The sequence below is a fragment of the Nannocystis sp. RBIL2 genome (genome assembly GCF_026626745.1).
GTDB lineage: Bacteria > Myxococcota_A > Polyangia > Nannocystales > Nannocystaceae > Nannocystis.
On sequence record NZ_JAPNJW010000001.1, the window covers coordinates 1,662,174 to 1,681,139 of the forward strand.

Below are 18,966 nucleotides of genomic sequence, written 5' to 3' on the forward strand. Positions count from 1 at the left end.
TCACACTGCGCCGTTCTCGGCGATCACTTGAACTTCTGCTCGTCCAGCTCGGCCCGCTTGGCGATGGCCTTGCCGATGACCGAATCGAGCTTGTCGTAGCTGCCCGCCAGCGTCTCGCGGCGCTCCATCTCCGCCTCGAGCTTGGCGAGCTCCTCCTTGGGCGCCCCCCCCTTGTCCAGGTCGTCGATCTTGCGCTTGAGCGCGGCGGCCCGGCCGCGCTGCACCCGGGCGGCGCGCGTGAGGAGCTTGCGGGACAACTCGTCGGCCGCGCCGAGCGATTGATAGAAGTGAAGAGCTTGCTGCTTCGGGTCCATGGCGGTGATCTCCTTGAGGGCGAGCGAGGGTGAAGAGCTCGGCGTGGCTCACGGCGGGGCCACGGGGATGGTAGGATCCTCTTCCTCCTCCTCCTCGTCCTCGTGGCATGGGGTCAGGGTCTGGTTGTAGTCGACGGGGTTGCCGGCGATGACCGGCAGGGTGGCGCTGGTCAGGACGTGGATGCAGCGGGTCGCCTGGTTGAGCGCGGTGATGTTCATGCGCGCGGCGGTGGTGGCCGAGGCGACCGTCTGGTACGGCTCCGCGGTCGCGGGATCGACCCAGCGATTGTTGGCAGTCCGCGTCGACCAGGCGGCGACGATGGTGTCGTTCTCGAGGCTGCCCGAGGTCGTGGAGGGGAAATCCACGAAGAACTGGTTGTCGAGCACGGCCACGTCGCCGTACGACTGGAACCGATTGACGCAGTGGATCGCGCTCATCTCGATCCCCTCCGGGCTGTAGCGCACCTGGTTGCCGGTGAAGAGGATCCGGCCGTCGACGAGCATCGGCTCGACGGGCACCGGGTCCGTGGAGCTCCACAAGAGCGGCGGCGCGGCCAGAAAGCCGAGGTCGCCGGGGATCACCCCGGAATCGATGAGCTCCGGGGATTGGCCGAGGTTGTGGATGTCGACGCAACGCCCGGTGTTGTCGCCCGCGAGGATGATCCCGCGGGCCTTGGCGACGAACACGTTGCCCTCGACGAACATCGGGCCGATGCCGTAGAGCTGCAGCGCCTTGCCCATCGGATGATGCACGACGTTGCCGCGGACCCGCGCCGCGGGCATGAGCGCGTCGCCCTCGACCGCGTCGTCTCCCTCGCCTCCCGTCGCCCGGCGGCCCGTCAGCATCAGCCCGATCCCGGGGCGATGACCTGGGGTCGCGGTGTCCACTCCGTGCTTGCCGTTGCCGGTGACCCGGTTGTTCTCGACGGCGACGTTCTCCCCGTGCATCAGATAGATCCCGCAGATCGGATAGACCGTCTCCTCGGGGCCGTTGCCGAGGACCGTGTTGCCGTGGATCCGGAGGTTGTCGGCGTCGCCGAGGACGATCCCTCCCACGGCCGCGTATTCCACGTAATCGGGCAACGGAGCCCCAGCGAAGCGGTACGCACAATTGCCGCGGATGACGTTGTCGGCGATCTCGACGTCGTGCGTCGTCATCGCCTCGTACTGGTCGTCCACTTCCCCGGCCTTCTCGAAGCCGAGCACCGAGATCCCGGAGCTGCCCATCCCGGTGATCGTGTTGCGGAGGATGCGGATGTCGCGGCAGTTGGCGTGGTAGCCGACTTCCACGGGAGTGCCTCCTCCCGCCGGAGGGGCGGACACGAGCAGGCTCGCCTTCGAGTTGTAAAGAGTGCCCGCAGCGACCAGGGCGAAGCGCCCGACGGGGTCGAAGACATCGAGCTCGTCCTGATCGTCCGCCACGGCCTGGCCCATGCCGAAGGTGATGCCATGGCCGCTGCCACCCTCGATCCAGTTGTCCTCGACGAGGACGCGCTCGCACAGGGCGCCGATCTGGAGCCCACCCCACGCGAGCCGCTTGGCGCTGGCGTTGTCGACCGTCTGGATCCGGTTGCCGCGGATCGTCACCGCGGTGCAGAAAGACAGGGAGATGTTCGGTGCGCCGCTCAGATCTCCGACCATGGTGGTGACGCAGCCGGTGATCCGCAGGTCGTCGACGAGGAGTGCCGCGATCGTCGCCATCGGGAAGGGTGCCGCGCCCGTGGCGGGAGTCCAGAGGGTCGTCAGCCCCGGCGCAGGCAGCGCTGTGTCCCCCATCGTCTTGATCGAGAGCCCCTCCAGACGGATCCGCCGCTGGGGGGGCGGGGGCTCGTCCTTTACCAGCAAATCGGCGATTTTGACCCCGAACTGCCCTTTCGCCTCGATCGTGAGGTCTTTGAGGACGATGTCGTGGCTCGAGGATATCTCGATCAGCCCTGCCGTGGTCGCACTGGTCGTCGGCGTGGCGAGGAGCGTGGTCGCTCCGCAACCTTCGATGACGAGGTGGCTCCGCCCGTGAATGACGACCTGCTCGCGGTACTCGCCCGGCAACACGCAGATCTTGGCCGGCTGGTCGACGGGGATCGAGGCCAGCGCCGCGGTGATGCTGGTGAAGTCGCCGAAGCTCTTGTTCTCATCGCCCACCGTGACCGTGCAGCAGCCCTTCCGGCGCGTGAGCGGCTGAAAGGTCCGGCGGCACGAATCGACGGTGACGCCGCGGCCGAAGGCCGTGGAGAACGTCCAGTGGAGCATCGCCAGCGGGGCGTAGAACCGCCGCGGTCCGTGCGGCGGCTCGCCGCTGCGCAGGGTCCACGGCACCACCTCGGTCGGGGTCGACGGCCGCGCGGCGATGATCCAGTGATCGCCGACGATGCCCGGCTTGCTGATCTTGATCCGCAGGCCGGTCCCGGGCAGCGCGACCTCCTCGTCGATCTTGAAGCCGAGCCCGATCGGCCCGGTCCGGCTGCCGTCGCCGGGGTTCCACACCCGCAAATAGAAGCACCGCTTCTCGGGGGCCACGCCGTTCGGCCCGAACCATTCGGTCATCGCCGCGAGCGCGTCCGCGGACTCGAGCTGGACCTTGACGGTGCGGCGCACCGGGTCGTACGCATCGAGCACCCGCGCGAGCACGCCCCCGCCGATGTTGTGGGCGATCGGATAATCGGCGGTGTACTCGTCGTTGGCCAGTTGGGCGCCGAACGGCAAGATCTCGAACACCTGCCCGGCCACCGGGTAGTGGGCCTGGTCGCGCGGCTGGGTCAGGAACTCGACGACCGTGGCGTTCGAATCGTTCGACGTGCGCACGCGGTACAGCGGCGCGGCGTTGTCGTAGCTCCACAACAGCCGGAACCGCGCGATCACCTGCACCCGGATCGCCTGATTCTCCACACCCGAATAGCCCGGCGGGATCGCGGGCTCGCACAGGTCGTCGGCGCCGGGCTCGTCGATCACGACGGTGAGGCGCGCGCCCGACTTCAACTCGTGATTCGCCCAGTCGAAGGTGTTGCCGCCGGACTCGAGCGATTCCACCAGCTTCTCGAAGGCGTCGTGGCACCCCTCGGGGACGTTCTCGTGGACGTACACGCGATGGCCGCGCCAGATGCGGGTGGTAGTGTCAGGGCCGCCGAGCGCCATCTCGTGGAACTCGCGGTCCTCGACGGCCGAGACTTCCTGCTCCCACCCGACCAGGTACGCGAGGTCGCGGCGCGCGTCGGCCGGCAGCGACGGCGGCTGCGGGAGCTGGCCCCGGCGGGTGGCCTGCAGCCAGTCGGTCTGGGCGCGGAAGCGCTGCGGCGCGGTGAAAGAGGTGCCCGCGGCCGTGGCCGTGGCGTCGGCGCTGACGGTCGTCCCGACGATCTCGTGCCGCATTCCGCCGAGGTAATAGCTGCCGGAGAGGATGGAGAAGTCGTAGACGCTGGTCGACGGGCTCTGGATATGGAAGCCCATGTCGGGCGAGCCGTGCGGCCCGATCACGTCGACGGCGACCGCGCGCTGGTCCTCGTCGTCGAGCATCTCGCCCTCGCTGAAGTCCGAGTCGAGCATGGGCCGGCCCTGCTGCATGCGCAGGCCGGTGTAGCGATTCGCGGGGCGGAAGAGGTGGCGGGAGAGGTCGTGGTTTGCCATGGTCGAGACTTCCGGGATGAGGGCGTGGGCGCAGGTCCGCTCAGGGCGTGGGGGCCAGCAGCGCCGCGAAGCCGGGCACGGGGTCGCAATCCGTGTAGGTCAGGTTGGTCCCGTCGCCGTTGTTGGTGATCGGGTCGGTGAGCATGCTGACCTGGACGTGGATGCAGCGCGACGCCTCGTTGAGCTTGGTGAAGTTCATGACGCCGAGCGTCGAGGCGGAGATGTCGGTCTGGAAGGAGCCATTGGGGAGGGCGCCGATCGGGTCTTCCCAGCGGTTGTGATTGGTGCGGGTCGACCACGCGGTGACCACGGTGTCGCACATCATGTTGCCGACGCCGTTGGGGAAGGTCGTGACGAACTGATTGTCGAGCACCGCGACGTCGTCGTACGACTGCAGGCTCACCGCGCGGTAGATGTTGGCCGAGGCGCCGGCGACCGGCCGGAAGTGGACCTGATTGCCGGTGAACAAGATCCGACCGTCGACGGTGTCGTCCGACGTCGGCGGCTCGTCCATCGGCAAGGGCGGCGCGGGCAAGTAGCCGAGGTTGCCCGGCACGTAGCCCAACACCGCGATCTCGGCCGACAGCCCGATGTTGTGGAGCTCGATGCAGTGCGCGCGCTCGGACGACACCGGGTGGGTGAGACCGCCGCTGCTGAAGGCGTTGCCCTCGATCAACATCGGACCGATCCCGTAGAGCTCCAGCGCCCGCCCGGCCGGCTGATCGACGACGTTGCCGCGGACCCGCGCGGCCGGCCGCAGCGAGTCGGGTTCGGTCTCGTAGCTGTCGAACCCGTACGAGGTCGCCAGGCGACCCACGAAGCGCAGGGCGATGCCTGCGCGATTGCCCGCGAAGGCGGCCCCGCCGACCCGCTTGCCGTTGTCGCGGACCTCGTTGTTCTCGATCGCCAGGTCTTCGCCGTGAAAGACGTAGATCCCGCAGATCGGGTAGCGATGATCGACCCCGTTGCCCACGATCCGGTTGTCGCGGATCCGCAGGTTGTCCGTGTCGGCCAGGACCACGCCGCCGAAGGCGACCAGCTCTCCGTAGCCGAGCCCGGGCACGCCGTGATAGGGGCGCCGGCAGTTGGCCTCGATGAGGTTGCCCTCGATGACGAGGTTCGGCGAGCGGAACATCCGCTGCCCCTCGACGTTCAGGGTGAGCTCGTCAGTCCAGAATCCCGGCACGGAGATGCCCGAGGCGCCCATCTGGCCGATCCTGTTGCCGCGGATCACTACGTCGGCCTGGGTGCTGGCCGTGAGCGTCGTGTCCGGCCCCTCCGCTTCGTCGACCGCTTCGGGGATCTCGTTCGTGACGCTCGGGCAGTCCGGATCGTCAGCCATGCTGAACCACCCGTTGGGCTCGAAGGCGGTCTTGTAATCCTGGTGGATGTATTCGGTGACCACCCTCCCGAGGGTGATGCCGTGGCCGAGGCCGCCGCGGATGATGTTGTTCTCGATCACCACGTCGTCGCCGCCGCCGGTCTGCAGCCCGCCCCAGGCCTTGCTGACGTCGCCGTCGATGGAGGGCGTGAGGATCTGGCAGTCGCTCACCCGCGAGCGGCCGCAGAAGCTGAGGAAGACGTTGGCCGCGGCGCTCAGGTTGCCGAACATCTCCAGGTAGCAGCGACGAATGGTCAGATCGGAGAACCGGTGCGCGGCGATCGTCGACACCGGGAACGGGGCCGGGCCCGAGGCCGGCAGCCAGAGGTTCCACCACGGATCGGGCGCGGGCAGGCTCGGGTCGCGGCGGGTGGTGACGCGCAGGTCCTCGAGGACTGCGCTCGTCTTGGCCACCCCGTTGCCCAGGAGGCTGATGCCGAACTGACCGAACGCCTCGAGCGTGAGCTTGCGGATCGTCAGCCGCGAGCCGAGCGTGACCTCGATCAGCGCGCGCGTGCTGTCGTTGCCCTCCGGCGTGCGGAGGATGGTGCGGGCACCACAACCCTCGAGGATGAGGTCGCTGCGGTCCGTGAGCACGACGCGCTCGCGGTACTCGCCGGGGAGGATGCAGACGCGGCCCTTCTCGTCGCGCGGGAGGGCGTCGACGGCCGCCTGAATCGAGGTGAAGTCGCCGAAGCTGGTCTTCCCGTCGCCGACGGTCACGGTGCAGCAGCCGCGCAGGCGCGTCAGCGGGCGAAAGGTGCGGCGGCACGAGCTGACCGCGGGGACAGGCCCGAGCGTGGGATGCATCGTCCAGCGAATGACGGCGAGCGGGCTGTAGAACCGCCGCGGACCGTGGGGCGGCCCGCCGTCGCGCAGATCCCAGGGCACGATCGGCTGCGCGGTCGCAGGCCGTGCGCCGAGGATCCAATAGTCGCCGACGATGCCGAGGGCGGTAAAGCCGATCTCGTAGTCGGTGCCGCGCAAGCGGATGGGCTCGTCCAAGGTGATGCCGATGCCGAACGGGCCGGCGACGTCGTTGTCGCCGGGCTCCCACACGCGCGCGTACAGGTACGGCGTGGCCATCGTCTGGTACCACGCGACGATTTTGGTCAGGCGCGCGCTGTGCTCGAGGGCGACGGCGGCGGTGATCTTGCGGGTGCCCGGGTCGTACGGCGTGAGCACGCGGAGCAGCACGCCGCCGCCGACGTCGCTGGCGACCGGGTGGTCGGCGACGCGCTCGCCGTTCGACAGGTCGGCGCCCCACGGCAAGAGCTCGAGGATGTGACCGACGCGCGGCGCGTGGGCCAGGTCGCGCAGCGCCGTGGGCAACGTGAGGGTGACGTCGACCTCGGAGGTCGTCATGGTGCAGCGAAACATCGTCGAGGCGTTGTCGAGGCCCCAGATGAAGCGGTCTGGGGCGATCAGCTGGACGCGGATCGCCTGGTGCTCGGCGCCGGCGAGGCCTTGCAGCACCTCGGGCTTGCACAGGTCCTCGGCCGGCTCGACCGGGCTACGACGCGAGCCCATGCGCCCGCCCGACTTGAGTTCGAAGTTGACGCGATCGAAGCGGTGACCGCCCGCCACGAGCGAATCGACGAGGCCGTCGAACGCCTCCTTGCACGTGCCCGGGCCGTTGGCGAGGACCATCACTCGCTGCATGCGGCGCGTGCGATAGCCCGTGTCGTGCTTCGCAATGGCCGGGTCGTCCAGCTCCTGATCTTCGACCGCGCCGACGCCCTGCTCCCAGCCGAGCAGGTACACGAGGTCGTTGCGCGGCTGGTTCGGCACCGGCGGCACCTGGACCGCCCGCACGTCGTCGCGCAGCAGCTGCCGCCAGTCGCGCTGGCTGCGGAAACTCTGCCCGCCGCTGATCTCGTGGCGATATCCGCCGAGGTAGTAGGTCCCGTCGGCGATGCCGAAGTTCCAGGTCGAGCCGGCGACGGTGACGTTCTCGACGTTGAAGCCGCGGTCGGGCGATCCGTGCGGACCGACGACCGCGACGACGAGGTGGCGCTGGTCCTCCTCGTCCAGCATGCGCGCCTCGTTGAAGTCGCTGTCGAGCACCACCCTGCCCTGCTGCATGCGGGTGCCGGTGTAATGATTGCTGGCCTGGAAGAGATGGCGAGAGATGTCGTGGGCGGACATGGCGATCCTCGGGTGCGTCAGTTCTCGCGGATGAAGGCGGCGATCCGTCCCATCGGCATGAATTCGTGGACCTTGGCGCGCACGCTGTCGTGCTTCAGCGGGTTCAGGAGCCGGCTGTAGGCGCCGATCTCCGAGCCGCTCTCGGCGCCGCGGACGACGAAGTCGGGTGCGCTCTCGGACAGGACGTAAAAGCCAGGGTCGCCGAAGCGGGTCGACACGAAGAAGTGCGGGAAGACCTCGGCGACGCCGGGCGGCGGGTAGACCGGCGAGGTCTCGCTCCCCGGGGCGAGCACGCTGTAGCGCACGCAGCCGCGCTGGTGGTCGGTGACCTTGACGGGCTTCTGCGCCAGCAGCTCGGTGGCGTCGATCCGCAGGCCCGTGGTAGCGATCGCCAGAGTGCAGCGGGCGAACTCCAGCTCGGTCTGCGGCAGGTGGACCAGGGAGGTCGCCGCCGTCGAGGCGACGATGCTGTCGCGCATGCGCAGGGCATGCACGGCCCCGGCGACGCCGAGGGTGATGCCGGCGACGATCGAGCTCTCGATCACGAGCTCGTCGATGGTGCCCTGGACGAAGATGTCGGCCGGGACCAGGGGAATGCTGTCGGCCCGGACACCCCCGGGGTCGAGGGTGCAGTGGCGAATGGTGACGCGCGCGTAGTCACCGGCGAGCACCAGCCTGCCGCCGCCGTACCACAGGCCGTCGAGGGTGAGCTCGGCGTCGGTGCCGTCGGCGGTGAACTTCCAGTCGGTGTTCTCCGTGGTGGCCCGGCGCAGGTAGGGGCGCCGCTGCGAGGCCGCCTGCAGCGTCAGGTCGGTGAAGTCGGCGACGTCGTCGACCAGGTAGGTCTTGCTGTCGTCGAAGGTGTAGACATTGGCCCAGGTGACCGGCGGGTCGAAGTTGCCGTCGTTGAAGAATCCGTCGGAGTTGGTGAGGACGGTGGCGCGGCGGTCGTAGGTGCCGGCACCGAGGTCGCCGGAGAAGCCGTAATAATAGTGGGCGACCTTGGTGCCGGCTGGAAACGCCGCTTCGGGGAACCAGTAGCGGCCGCGCACGGGATCGACCATGAGCTGCTTGCCGATGGCGACGCTGAGGCCGGTGCCCCAATTCCCGAGGTCGCCGGCGAGGGTGCGCTCCGGGGCGATCTGCACGTCGTCGGTGTCGTCGAGGCGGGTGATCTTGAAGGCCCGCGCGTCGCGGACCAGCGCGGCCTTGGCCGAATCCTCGGTCAGCGCCGCGGCGAGCAGCCGGTGCAGCTTGTCGGGATCCGTGAAGTCGGCGCCGTTCGCGAGCGAGTTCAGCGTGGCGCGCAGGCGATACTCGTCGCGGAAGCGGACGCCGATCCAGTCGCGCAGCTCGGTCCGCGAGGCGGGCAGCAGCACGCCCACCATGGCCTCGAGGACAGCGTCGGTGATCTCGTACTCGGCGTGACCGAGCAGGCGGCAGCGGATCGGCGCGCTCACATCCTCCTCGAGGCGCCGGCGGCAGCCGTCCTCGGGCCGGTAGGACGGCCGAAACAGCGGGATGTCGCGCCCCGACGGATCGAAGGTGTAGCGCCGGGTGGTGAGCTCGAACGGGGTCGGCGCGTCGACCCGATAGGCCTGCATGCGGTAGAGGTGATGGTTGAGCTTGGGGATCGCGTAGCGCCCGGCGTGGCCGCGGTGCTGCCAGAGATCGGCGGTGTGCGACAATTCGTCGAATGTCCCGTGGGCCAGCTCGACGCCCCGCTGACGGCGAAGGTCGGCGATCCCGCCGACCGGGGTGGCGGTGAGGCGACCGACGGGGTACGGCTGCGGGTCGAGGCCGTGGTGGGTGCGGCCGAGGCGGCGGAAGGCCTCGACGACTGCGCCGTCCCAGCCGGCCATGTCGAGGATCAGCCGCTCGAGGACGGTGACTGTGCCGGCCCGTCGGCGATAGTAAATGGTGCGAGCGACATCGACCCGCCGCGCGCGGGCGTTGAGCGCGGGCACGAGCCGGGTGGCGACGAGGTCACCGATGTACGGGACGACCCAGTCGTCGCAATACTCGATGCTCTGGTCCTCCCACAGGCGATCGATGCTGCGGCGGGCGACCGCGGCCTGCTCGGCGACCGCCTGGATCAGGGCGCGAAGGACATGCTGGTTGGGCGCGGCGGCGTCGAGCTCGCGGTAGACGCCGGGGATCCAGTCCCACAGCTTCTCCGTGAAGTATCGGGCGAATTGGTCGTTGGCGGCCATGAGATGTCCTTTCGGTCAGGAGACGAGGTCGCGGCAGCCGCGCGATTCGGCGTGGTAGGCGCTGACCACGAGGCGGACTGCGTCGAAGTCGCCGAGGTCGAGGTACTGCCCCGGGTCCAGCGCGAGGCCCGGCGTCGGGAACGGGACCGGGGGGTGATCGAAGGCGAAGTACATCGAGGTGACGTCGAGGACGCCGGCGATCGACTTGGCGGTGCCGACGATGAGGCTGCGCGACAGGGGGCCGCCGATCGGGGTGTTCTCGATGGCGAGCGGGCCCTTCTCGGGGTCGAGCAGCGCGGCGCGCACGGCCGTCTCGACGTCGGCGGGCACGCGGTCGCGCTCGATCTCGAGGTTCAAGAACAGGAATCTCTGCCGCGGCTTGGCGACCTCGGCGCGGATCGGCGTGCCGGGCTCCGACATGGCCTGGAGGTCCGCGACGATCTGCTCGGTGAGATCGACGCCGGGGTCGTTCGGGATGTACCAGACCTTGACGCCCGCGGTCTGCGACGGCTCGTCCCAGGCGTACTCGACCTTGCAGTTGCGCACGCCGGCGGTCATGGCAGTGCGCGCGGCGAAGTCGGCCAGCGAGACGCAGCGCCCGAGCACGAGCGCGGAGGCAGGCGCGTGCTTGCGGATGTCCTTGCTGGTCTCGGCGTCGCCGCCCCCGCGCGCGACGATCGGGCTGCGCACGCGCAACAGGCCGGGGACGTTTTTGATGATCTGATTGATGGCACCCGCCGGGGGCGCCTCGGCGCCGGCGCCGTGGCGGTAATTCGCGCGCACGTTGCCGCGGCCGGTCGTCAGCCGGAGGCCGCGGACGCCGTCGCCGAAGGTGACGAAGGTGTTCTGGTCGTCGTCGTGGCGGACGATATAAATGGGGTCGTTGGGGCCGGCGCCGTAGAAGCTGGGCCGCTCGTGCCACAAGATGCCGTCGACGCGGATCTCGAGGGTGCTGACGACGCCGCTCGCCGCGCCGGGCCGCGAGAAGTAGGTCAGCGGCGACTTGGCGAGTTTAAAAGACTGGTGCGCCAGAGTCGGGTCGCCGTCGCCCAGGACCTCGTCCTGCACGGTCTCGCCGCGCGAGATGTCGAGGACGTTGCCGTAAGCCTTGACCGGGACGCGCAAGCCGCCGTCCCACTTCGGACCGCTGATGGTCAGGGTGGCGCTGCCGTTCGGCTGGACGTCGAGCTTGCCGTTGACGAGGACACCCCGACCGTCGGCGTCCTCGAGGATGAAGCGCGTCGGGGGGTTGGCCGGCTTGTCGTGGATGCCCTCGAGCGGGAGAGGCGTGTTCAGGACGACCTCGGGCGTGAGCTCGGTGTGCGCGAGCCGCATGATGCGGCCGACGTCGTGCATGTTGTAGTGGATGATGACGGACCCCGGCCTACTATCAAGAACCTTGGCCGTGTCGATAGCCGGATTCACCCGCAGGCGGGTAATCGGGAGGTATACATCCGGAGTACCAGAGTCTTTGAGTTTCAGCTGAATTTCTTCGGTCAGGGTAACCCGATGGGCCGAAAAATATGAATTATACTGAACGATCACATAATCGCCCACAAAGATGGATCGATAGACGCTGTCGAGCTCGACGAAGCTCTGCTTTCTATCATCAGCCGTATAATCTTGAGCCGAGATCTCATATTCGAATCCTTCCTCCTGGCCGCCATTCGAAAACGAAAAATCCTTATTAAGATCATTCAGCGTTTCGTCGTTCAAGGACGTAGCATTCGAGATCGGGGTCGCGCTCGCAGACTCGAGCAGACCGGTCCTGAGGTAGGCCCGCTGTGAAGGGCTAGCAAGGATCACATTCCTGTACTCGGTCGCGTCAGAGATCTCCGTCGCCGGCTTGGCCACCTTGATCTCGACATACTCGCGGGCGTCGACAGCCTTGATAGACGACACGCTCACAATCTCAGTAGCGTGCTGCCTAATGATCACATCGAGCCAGAGGATCATGACCGGGCGCCCCCGCACCGCACTGGCCGTGGCAGGATCCAAAAGCAGACGAGCTTCGTCCAATCCGCCGCCGGCCGCTTGGACCACGGAGCTCAAGGTGAACTCGCTCGTCTTCCCCGAGACCCGTGCGCCCTGCGATTCGAACACCTGGGTGGGTGTGGACGCTCGGAAAGCGACGGCACCAAGAGTTTGAGCACGATCAGCCAAAGCCGCGATCTCAGTCACCGAACCCACGCTCGGCCGCGCTCGGTATCCCAGCAGGCCCGACAGTCCTCGCAGAGAGCGGCGATGCCTCGCCGTCCGGACGGTCATCTCCGCCATGATCACGCCATTGTAGAGACCGACCACGTCCCCGACATATGCCCAGAGCTCGAACAGCATCGAGCTCAAATCGGAGTGCGGCTTCCAGGTCGCCAAGGGCTGAACGCCATCGACCTCCTGCACCGGGATGCTCGTACCGAGGGCGTGACGGAGGAGGACGAACCTGAGGCCCGGCGTGGGGTCCAGCGGGCTCACCTCGAAGGTGGCATTCCCCGACGTCGAAGTCATCAAGCAGGGAGCACAGGTGAAAAGTTTGGGCATGGATGTCCTCTTCAAGCGGTCGGGTGGTCGGTTGCGCGCGGGTCAGGGCTGTGGCAGGATCGGGCCATGAAGGTCCGGCACGACATCGCGCTCATCCTGGCTCTCGCGGCGGCATGCGGTGATAACGAAGGCCCGCAAACGGCCACCAACACCGGCACTCCGACCACGGCGCCGGTGACCGACGGACCGGCGACGCTCACCATGAGCGAAGGCACGAGTACCAGCGCGAGCTCGGACACGGATCCCACGAACGACGCGACGAGTGAGCCGTCCGCGGGCACGACCTCCACGGGAGAGAATGCGCCGGTCTTTCTCACGCTCAGCACGAATGTCACTCAGATTACCGAGGGCGAGTCCGTCACCTTCACGGCGATCCTGACCGACCCCGACGGCGTGGACGACATCATCGGGGGCAGCCTTCTGGATGCCAATGGCGCCGTCGATTTCGGGCCCTTCGTCGCCGCTGGACAGCCGGGCACGTACTCGATCACGCTGTCCTGGGCGCAGATTCATCAGGCCGTCCCCATCCACTTCGAGAACATGATGGAGAGCCGGAGCTTCAGCGCTCGCTTCTTCGATCAGGCGGCAAACAGCACCACCAAATCCATCGGGATCGGCTTGCAGTGCGCGGGCGGCTCGGCTTGCGACGGCGCGTGCACGGACCTTGCTAACGACGGAGCGAACTGCGGGATGTGCGGCCATGCATGCACATCGATGGGTTGTCAGGAAGGTGGGTGCAGCCCAACCTGGAGCGAATGCTTCACTTTCGACTCTGGGTTCGTCACTTGCTCTCAAATCTGCCAGAGTCTCGGCGAGACTTGCGCAGAGGCTCAGTGTGACGGCAAGACCGTCTTCTTTTACGGCGATCCGATTCTGTGTATGAATGACGAGAGTGCTCTCGGGTCGAATGAAGCTTGCGACGACCCCCAAGATTGGGTAAATCCGGCCATCAAGTGCTGCTGCACCGACTCGAACTGAGCAGCTAGCCCCCCTCATACCCCGCCCTCCGTGATCACGCGGATCGAGCCGCGCTCGGGTGTGCGGGGGTCGCTGGCCAGGCGGAGGATCTGGTCGTCGGGGACGACGTACAGGTCCTCCATCGGGCGCATGTGGTGGACGGCGCGTGCGCCGATCCGGATGTCCTTGACGGCGAGGACGCCGGGCACGGCGCCGACCACCGCCTCGATGGTGAGGCGCTGCAGCGGGGCGCCGAAGGTGAAGGTGTCGGGGGCGAAGTAGCCGGGGGTTACGCCGTCGCCGCGGAGGCGGCGGAGCACCGCGTCGCGCACTGTGCTGGGGATGTGGCCGGGCTTGACGCAGATCTGGACCTCGAGGTCGATGGCGCGGAAGCGAGGGTCGCGGACGAACACGTCGCGGCCGGCCTGGCGGACGCAGTGCATGAGGCCGTCGAGCTCGTCGCGCTGCTCGTCGGTGAGGGCGTAGGCGCCGACCGGGTCGGGCGTGACGAAGGTGGTCGGCCAGCTGCCGGTCCACCGCTGGCGCACGCCGGCGACCTGAACCCAGTCGAGGCGCCTGGCGATCTCACAATAGTCCTCGGGCTTGACCGCGCGGTGGGTGACTGCGCGGAACTCCTCGGGCGCGAGCTGGCGGATGTCGTCGAGCGACTCGGGGTCGACGCCGTCGCTCACCGGTAGCGGGTTCGAGATGCTGGCGATCCGCCCCGCAGGGAGCGTGCTGACCTCGTTGCTGCCGGGCCGCGCGAGCAGGCGGATCGCGCCGGCGCCGACATTGCTGGCCGAGCCGGGGCCGGTGCGGTACCAGCAGCGGAAGCGCAGGCCGTCGGGAGGGCTCGTGCCGAATTCGCCGTCGCCGAAACGAATGGTGACACCGTCACCGCTGGCGTAGTCGAAATGCACGAAGTCCTTGTCGACGGTGGCGCGCTGGAAGCCGATGACGCGGCGCCAGATGCCGTCGTCGAGGGTGAAGTGCTGGTCGAGCGGCAGCGACGACAGCAGGGTCCGCCGCCATGACCACCGATTCAAGATCGACTCCAGCGCGACCTCCGGCACGGTCTGCCGCAAGTCCTTGCCGAGCCGCCCGAGGCCGGCTGTCTCGGTGGACAGGAGACTATACAGGAAGGTGACGCCGCGCTCGCCGGTCTCGAGGCGCAACGCGCTCTCGCGCTCGACCGCGAGCGGGTAACCCAGTGACGGGTCGCGGATGACGAACTGCTCGGCGAAGCGCTCGCCGGCGGTGGCCGGCACGATGTTGCCGTGGGCGGTAGTGTACTCGTCGAGCTTGAGGCACCACGGGAGGGCGTACTCGGGCTCCCAAGTCAGGTGCAAGAGGTCGATGCCCATCAGCGTGTCGGTGACGGGGGTCGCCTTCATGACGCGCACAAGGTGCCGCCGCGCCGGCTCGCCAGGAGCGACGGGGTCGCGGTGCAGGATGATCCACTTGCCGTCCCAGTCGCTCGCCGGATCGACGAGCGGGCCCTCGTTGACGAGGTACACCTCGGTGGCACCGGCCGGCAGTTCGGCGGCGTCGGGATCGAAGGCATAGGCCGCGAGCGCGTTCCACTGCGTGCGCACCGAGTATTTCTTGTGACCCAGGAAGTCGGCGAGGCCCTCGCCGAGCTCGAAGGTGATGACGGCGCCGTCGTCGCCGCCCGCCCACACGCGGGAGCCGGCGTCGAGGTGGAACGGGAACAACTCGGTGTCCTTGACCTGCACGTCGAGGAAGGCGCTGCCCGAGCGGCCGTCGTGGATGTCGTAGTCGACGAGGCGAGCGAGGCGGCGGACGCTGCGGCGCTGGGTCGCGGTCTCGAGGAAGGCCTCGCGGGCCATGCGGTCCTGGGTGTACGAGAGCTCGTCGCCGAGCGCGGCGAACAGCTCGAGCAGCATGACGCCGACGTCGGCCTCGACGAGCTCGCGCCACTGCGGGTAGCGCTGGCGGGCGAACTCGAGGAGGGCGCCGCGCAGGCTGAGGAAGTCGCGGGCCATGTAGTCGACCGGGAAGTCGACCAGGTCGCCGGGCTGGCAGGCCTCGAGGACCGGCTTGCAGTCGATGCGCGTGTCGGCGCAATTGGCCTTGAAGGTGAACTCGCTGGATTTGAAGAAGTAGTCGATCCGCGGGTCCTCGATCGTCAGGCGATAGCGCGAGAAGTCGCCCGGCTTGTCGACCTCCAGCACGAGGACGTGATGGTCGTCGTCGGTGTCGTCGAGGATGACCTCGGTGACTCGGACGACCGGCACGCCGTCGCCTCCGGTGGTGCTGACGATGGTGATGTCGGACGGCGCCGGGTCATTGTCCGCGAACGGCGTGGCGAGGTCGCCGGGGTTGCGGTGGAAGTGGACCCGCAGCACGGTCTGGCTCGGCTCGACCTCGACGAAGTCGATGCCGGTCAGCGGCGGATTGGAGGTCTTGATGGCGGCAATGCGTGTGGCGTACATCAGGCGACCTCGACGTTGAGATATTCACGGGTGCCGCGCGCGAGCACGACGTAGGTGATGGCGACGTCCAGGGTGGCGTCGCGCGGGGTGGCCTCGACCTTCTCGACGCGGATCAGCGCGCCGAGCCAGCGGTCGAGGGCCTGATAGACGGTGGTCTCGGCCAGGGCGGCGCCGCCGAAGCTGTTGAGGGCGAAGACGTGGCGCCGCAGGCCGCCGCCGAAGTCGGGCCGGTGGACGCGCTCGCCGGGCCCGGTGAGGATGACCTGGCGGATCAACTGCTGAATGTAAGCGTCGGGGTTCGGCTCCTCGCGGAGGCGACCGAGGCCCTGATCGACGGCGAGCGGGAACTTGAGGCGAGCTGTACTTTTGGCCATGGGATAAAAGCCTCAGGTGTTGCGGATCTTGCGGTCGCCCTGGCTGACGAGCAGCGGGCCGGTGACGACGGGGCCGGTCGCGCTCGGCTTGAGCGCGAGGCCCTGGCTCGAGCGGCCGACGGTCGGGACGCCGCCGATCGACACGCGGGTGTTGGGCACGGTCCAGATGCCGTAGACCGAGGGTCCGCCGCCGAACAGCAATTGGTCGCGGGCGGTGCCCATCATGCCCTTGGCGCCGCTCACCCGCGTGTTGGTGGTGATGACGCCGATGACCCGCTGGTTGAACGAGTCGGATACGCCGAAGGGCGGGATGGTGACGACGGGGCCGGACATGCTGCGCTCCTCCTACGATTAGAAGATCTCCTGGGTGCCATCGTTGATGGACACACGGGCGGGATCGACGGAGATGTTGCGGGTCTTGGCGCTGGCCTTGATCTCGATCGAGTCGAGCTTGATCGAGAGGGCGTTGATGGTGATCTTCGAGGCGCCGGTGTCGATGACGAGCTCGCCCTTGAGGTCGTCGATCCGCAGCGAGACGCGGTCGGTGCGGATGAACTTGACGCTCGGGACGGCGTCGGCCGGGTCGATGTCGCCCTGCGCCCAGTAGCAGCCGCTCCAGATCGGGTACGAGGGATCGCCGGCCTCGAACTCGACCCACACGCCGGCGCCCGCGGGCGGCAGCATGTGGAGGCCGACGTCCTTGCCGGCGTACGGGACGCACGGCATGGCCCACACGGTCGCGGTGCCGAGCACCGCGGGCACCTGCACCTGCACGCGCCCGCGCAAGGTCGGGTCCGGCGTCGACGCGGCGACCAGGCCGCGGTACTTGCCGAAGTAGCGGTTCCGCAGCAGATCGAGCATGTCGCGAGAGGTCGGGTCGTCGTGCATGTCAGACTCCGAGGGCGTTACGCGCGAGGGTGAGGTCCATGGAATGGCCGTTGACGTCGAGGGTGTGCGAGACGCCGGTGACGAAGTAATCGCCGCGGTAGCGCAGGCCGAGGCCCTTGATCGGGACGACCATGTGCGGCTGGAGGACGCGGCCTTCGAGGGCGAAGCGGGTGGTCCGCGCACGCGCCTGGACGAACCATTCGGCCTCGGACAGGGCGGCCTGGGCGCGGGTGGTCAGCTCGCTGGGGTCGCCGGCGGTGGTCAAGAAGACCTCGCGCATGACGCCGGAGACGAAGGAGGCGATCGGGCGGGCGCCGAGCGGCAGGTTGGGCGGGGTCGGGACGACGGCGGGGGTCACCTCGTTGACGCCCTCGAGCACGCGCAGGCCGCTGCTCAAAACGGGGCGATCGAAGTCGACGTCGATGTCGAGGCTGAGCATGGTCTGCTCGCTGCGGTCGCCGACGTTGATCGAGAGGCTGGGCCCGAACGGGTCGATGACCGCGGGCGCGGCGGGGACGTCGGGGCGCGGCGGCGAGGGCTTGAAGTTGCCGACCTCGACGACGGCGAGGCCGGCGGTGCGGTAGGAGATCCAGAAGTGAAAGCCGTTGCGCCGCGCGAGCCGGTTGAGGAAGTCGAGGTCGCTGCCGCTCTGGTTCTGGGTCTGGCTGAGGTCGGAGTGCAGGCGGGTGGTCTGGGCGACGTCGGGCACGAGGCCGTAGCCGGCGAGGATGGTGCCGACGATGTCGCTGTCGCGCCCGGACCAGGCGACGGTCCGGTGCGCGCGCGCCATCTCCATGCGGCGATCGCCGCCGCCGATCTCGAGCCAGGAGCCGACGTTGCCGCTCTCGATGTGGATCTGGTGGCGGTCGATCGGGCCGCGCGCGAGGCAGGCCTGCTGACCGACGCCGTCGTCGACGATGATGCTGACCACCGCGCCCGGCCGCAGGCGCGGGTCGACGAGCAACGGATAGTCGCGGACCAGCTCGTCGAGCTCGGCGACGAGGCGCACGCTGAACCGCGCCGGCTCGCCGAGGCTCTGCTCGACGCGCACCGAGTCGACCAGCTCGAGCAGGTCGACCACCGGGACGTTGTCGATCAGGAGGATGCAGTCGAGTGCCATGTCAGGTTCCAATCGGGATCGGGATGGCGCGGGCCTCGCTCAACGCCTCGGGGTGCATGACGTCGGCCAATTCGGCGATCTTCCAGTAGCCGTGCGGGTCGCCGAAGTAGAAGCCGGCCAGGTGGTCGAGCCGCTGGCCCTGCCGCCGCAGGTGCTCGCCGCGGAGCTGCAGCTTCGGCGCGTCGGGGACGAGCACGACCTGGACGGTGCGCCCGCGGTGGTCGGTGACGGTGCCGGTCGGCACCCCGTAATATCGACTGGTCCGATCAAACATAGTCCCTCAAATCACTGACGACGGTGGCGAGGTGGGCGAGCGCGAGGGTGTCGCGCTCGAGGGCGTTGAGCTTGTAGGCCGCGACCGCGAGGACGATGTCCGGGTACGGCTTGGCCCGCAGCTCGTGCGGCTGGATGACCTGGAAGTCGAGCTGGACCTCGGCGTGGATCGGCATCAGCGCGGCGTTGTGCAGGGTCTCGGTGACGCTCATCGAGCTGATCCACACCGGCAGGACGCGCCGCCGGCCGAGCGCGAGCAGGACGATCGGGACGGTCTGACGCGAGGGGATGTCGTCGGTGGCGCCGTTGAACAGCGAGACGAAGCTGTCGGCGAAGTCGCCGAGGATGCCCTTGGGCGAGTAGACGAGCCGCTCGAGCGCGGCCAGCCGGTCGGATACGCCGACCCGCTCGGTGAGCGCCCGCCCCTTCTCGAGGTCGTCGGTGGCGTCGATCTCGAGCTTGAACGAGTAGCTCTCGGTCGGCGGGAAGGTGTAACGATTGCGCTCCTCGAGGCCGTTGCTGCCGTCGCCCGGCATGTTGACCTGAAAGCCGCGCGTGATCGTCTCGGGGTTGTATTGAAACAGGGTGATGTGCGGGATGACCCCGACGACGTCGCGGTTGAGCTGAATGAGCGCGCCCGGGTGGAGCCGCGGAGAGCTGGGATTTCCGGGAGGTGTCGGCAT

General features: G+C 68.3%; 13 protein-coding genes. 1 reads left to right on the forward strand and 12 read right to left on the reverse strand.

Going from position 1 to position 18,966, the window contains the following annotated elements; genetic code table 11:
* Nucleotides 1-23: 23 nt before the first annotated feature.
* Genes OV090_RS06540 through OV090_RS06560 form a run of 5 tightly spaced genes read right to left on the reverse strand, consistent with a single transcriptional unit; the run spans nt 24 to nt 12,215 of the window.
* Entirely contained in the window at nt 24-314 is a 291-nt protein-coding gene (locus OV090_RS06540) for a hypothetical protein (protein WP_267702630.1), read from the reverse strand.
* Nucleotides 315-362: 48 nt separating this feature from the next.
* Nucleotides 363-3,935, reverse strand: coding sequence for a right-handed parallel beta-helix repeat-containing protein (locus tag OV090_RS06545; RefSeq protein WP_267702631.1), 3,573 nt, complete (start codon nt 3,933-3,935; stop codon nt 363-365).
* Nucleotides 3,936-3,975: 40 nt separating this feature from the next.
* Nucleotides 3,976-7,464 (reverse strand): right-handed parallel beta-helix repeat-containing protein, encoded by a 3,489-nt coding sequence (locus tag OV090_RS06550; RefSeq protein ID WP_267702632.1) that lies wholly within the window; start codon nt 7,462-7,464, stop codon nt 3,976-3,978.
* A gap of 17 nt (nt 7,465-7,481) precedes the next feature.
* Nucleotides 7,482-9,677: a hypothetical protein gene (locus OV090_RS06555; protein ID WP_267702633.1), complete on the reverse strand. Its 2,196-nt coding sequence runs from the start codon at nt 9,675-9,677 to the stop codon at nt 7,482-7,484.
* A gap of 15 nt (nt 9,678-9,692) precedes the next feature.
* Nucleotides 9,693-12,215: a hypothetical protein gene (locus OV090_RS06560; protein ID WP_267702634.1), complete on the reverse strand. Its 2,523-nt coding sequence runs from the start codon at nt 12,213-12,215 to the stop codon at nt 9,693-9,695.
* A gap of 66 nt (nt 12,216-12,281) precedes the next feature.
* Between OV090_RS06560 and OV090_RS06565 the strand changes: the two genes are divergently transcribed.
* Nucleotides 12,282-13,193 carry a hypothetical protein gene (locus OV090_RS06565; protein WP_267702635.1) on the forward strand — a complete coding sequence of 304 codons (912 nt, stop codon included), beginning with the start codon at nt 12,282-12,284 and terminating at the stop codon, nt 13,191-13,193.
* 14 nt (nt 13,194-13,207) lie between these two features.
* Here the strand turns inward: OV090_RS06565 and OV090_RS06570 are convergent, their stop codons facing one another.
* The 7 genes from OV090_RS06570 to OV090_RS06600 are packed head-to-tail and all read right to left on the reverse strand — an operon-like array spanning nt 13,208 to nt 18,966.
* Nucleotides 13,208-15,628: a hypothetical protein gene (locus OV090_RS06570; protein WP_267702637.1), complete on the reverse strand. Its 2,421-nt coding sequence runs from the start codon at nt 15,626-15,628 to the stop codon at nt 13,208-13,210.
* Nucleotides 15,628-16,002, reverse strand: a complete 375-nt coding sequence (locus tag OV090_RS06575; protein WP_267702639.1) for a GPW/gp25 family protein — start codon at nt 16,000-16,002, stop codon at nt 15,628-15,630. Before OV090_RS06575 ends, OV090_RS06570 begins: the two co-directional genes overlap by 1 nt.
* A 12-nt stretch (nt 16,003-16,014) precedes the next feature.
* The gene (locus OV090_RS06580; protein ID WP_267702640.1) at nt 16,015-16,335 is read right to left on the reverse strand and encodes a hypothetical protein; all 321 of its coding nucleotides are present in this window, start codon (nt 16,333-16,335) and stop codon (nt 16,015-16,017) included.
* An 18-nt stretch (nt 16,336-16,353) separates the two neighbouring features.
* Nucleotides 16,354-16,890, reverse strand: coding sequence for a phage baseplate assembly protein V (locus tag OV090_RS06585; protein WP_267702641.1), 537 nt, complete (start codon nt 16,888-16,890; stop codon nt 16,354-16,356).
* 1 nt (nt 16,891) lies between these two features.
* A complete protein-coding gene (locus OV090_RS06590) occupies nt 16,892-18,010 on the reverse strand; it encodes a hypothetical protein (RefSeq protein WP_267702642.1) in 1,119 nt (372 codons plus the stop codon).
* Nucleotide 18,011: 1 nt separating this feature from the next.
* Nucleotides 18,012-18,284: a hypothetical protein gene (locus OV090_RS06595; RefSeq protein WP_267702643.1), complete on the reverse strand. Its 273-nt coding sequence runs from the start codon at nt 18,282-18,284 to the stop codon at nt 18,012-18,014.
* Nucleotides 18,277-18,966: a hypothetical protein gene (locus OV090_RS06600; RefSeq protein WP_267702644.1), complete on the reverse strand. Its 690-nt coding sequence runs from the start codon at nt 18,964-18,966 to the stop codon at nt 18,277-18,279. Before OV090_RS06600 ends, OV090_RS06595 begins: the two co-directional genes overlap by 8 nt.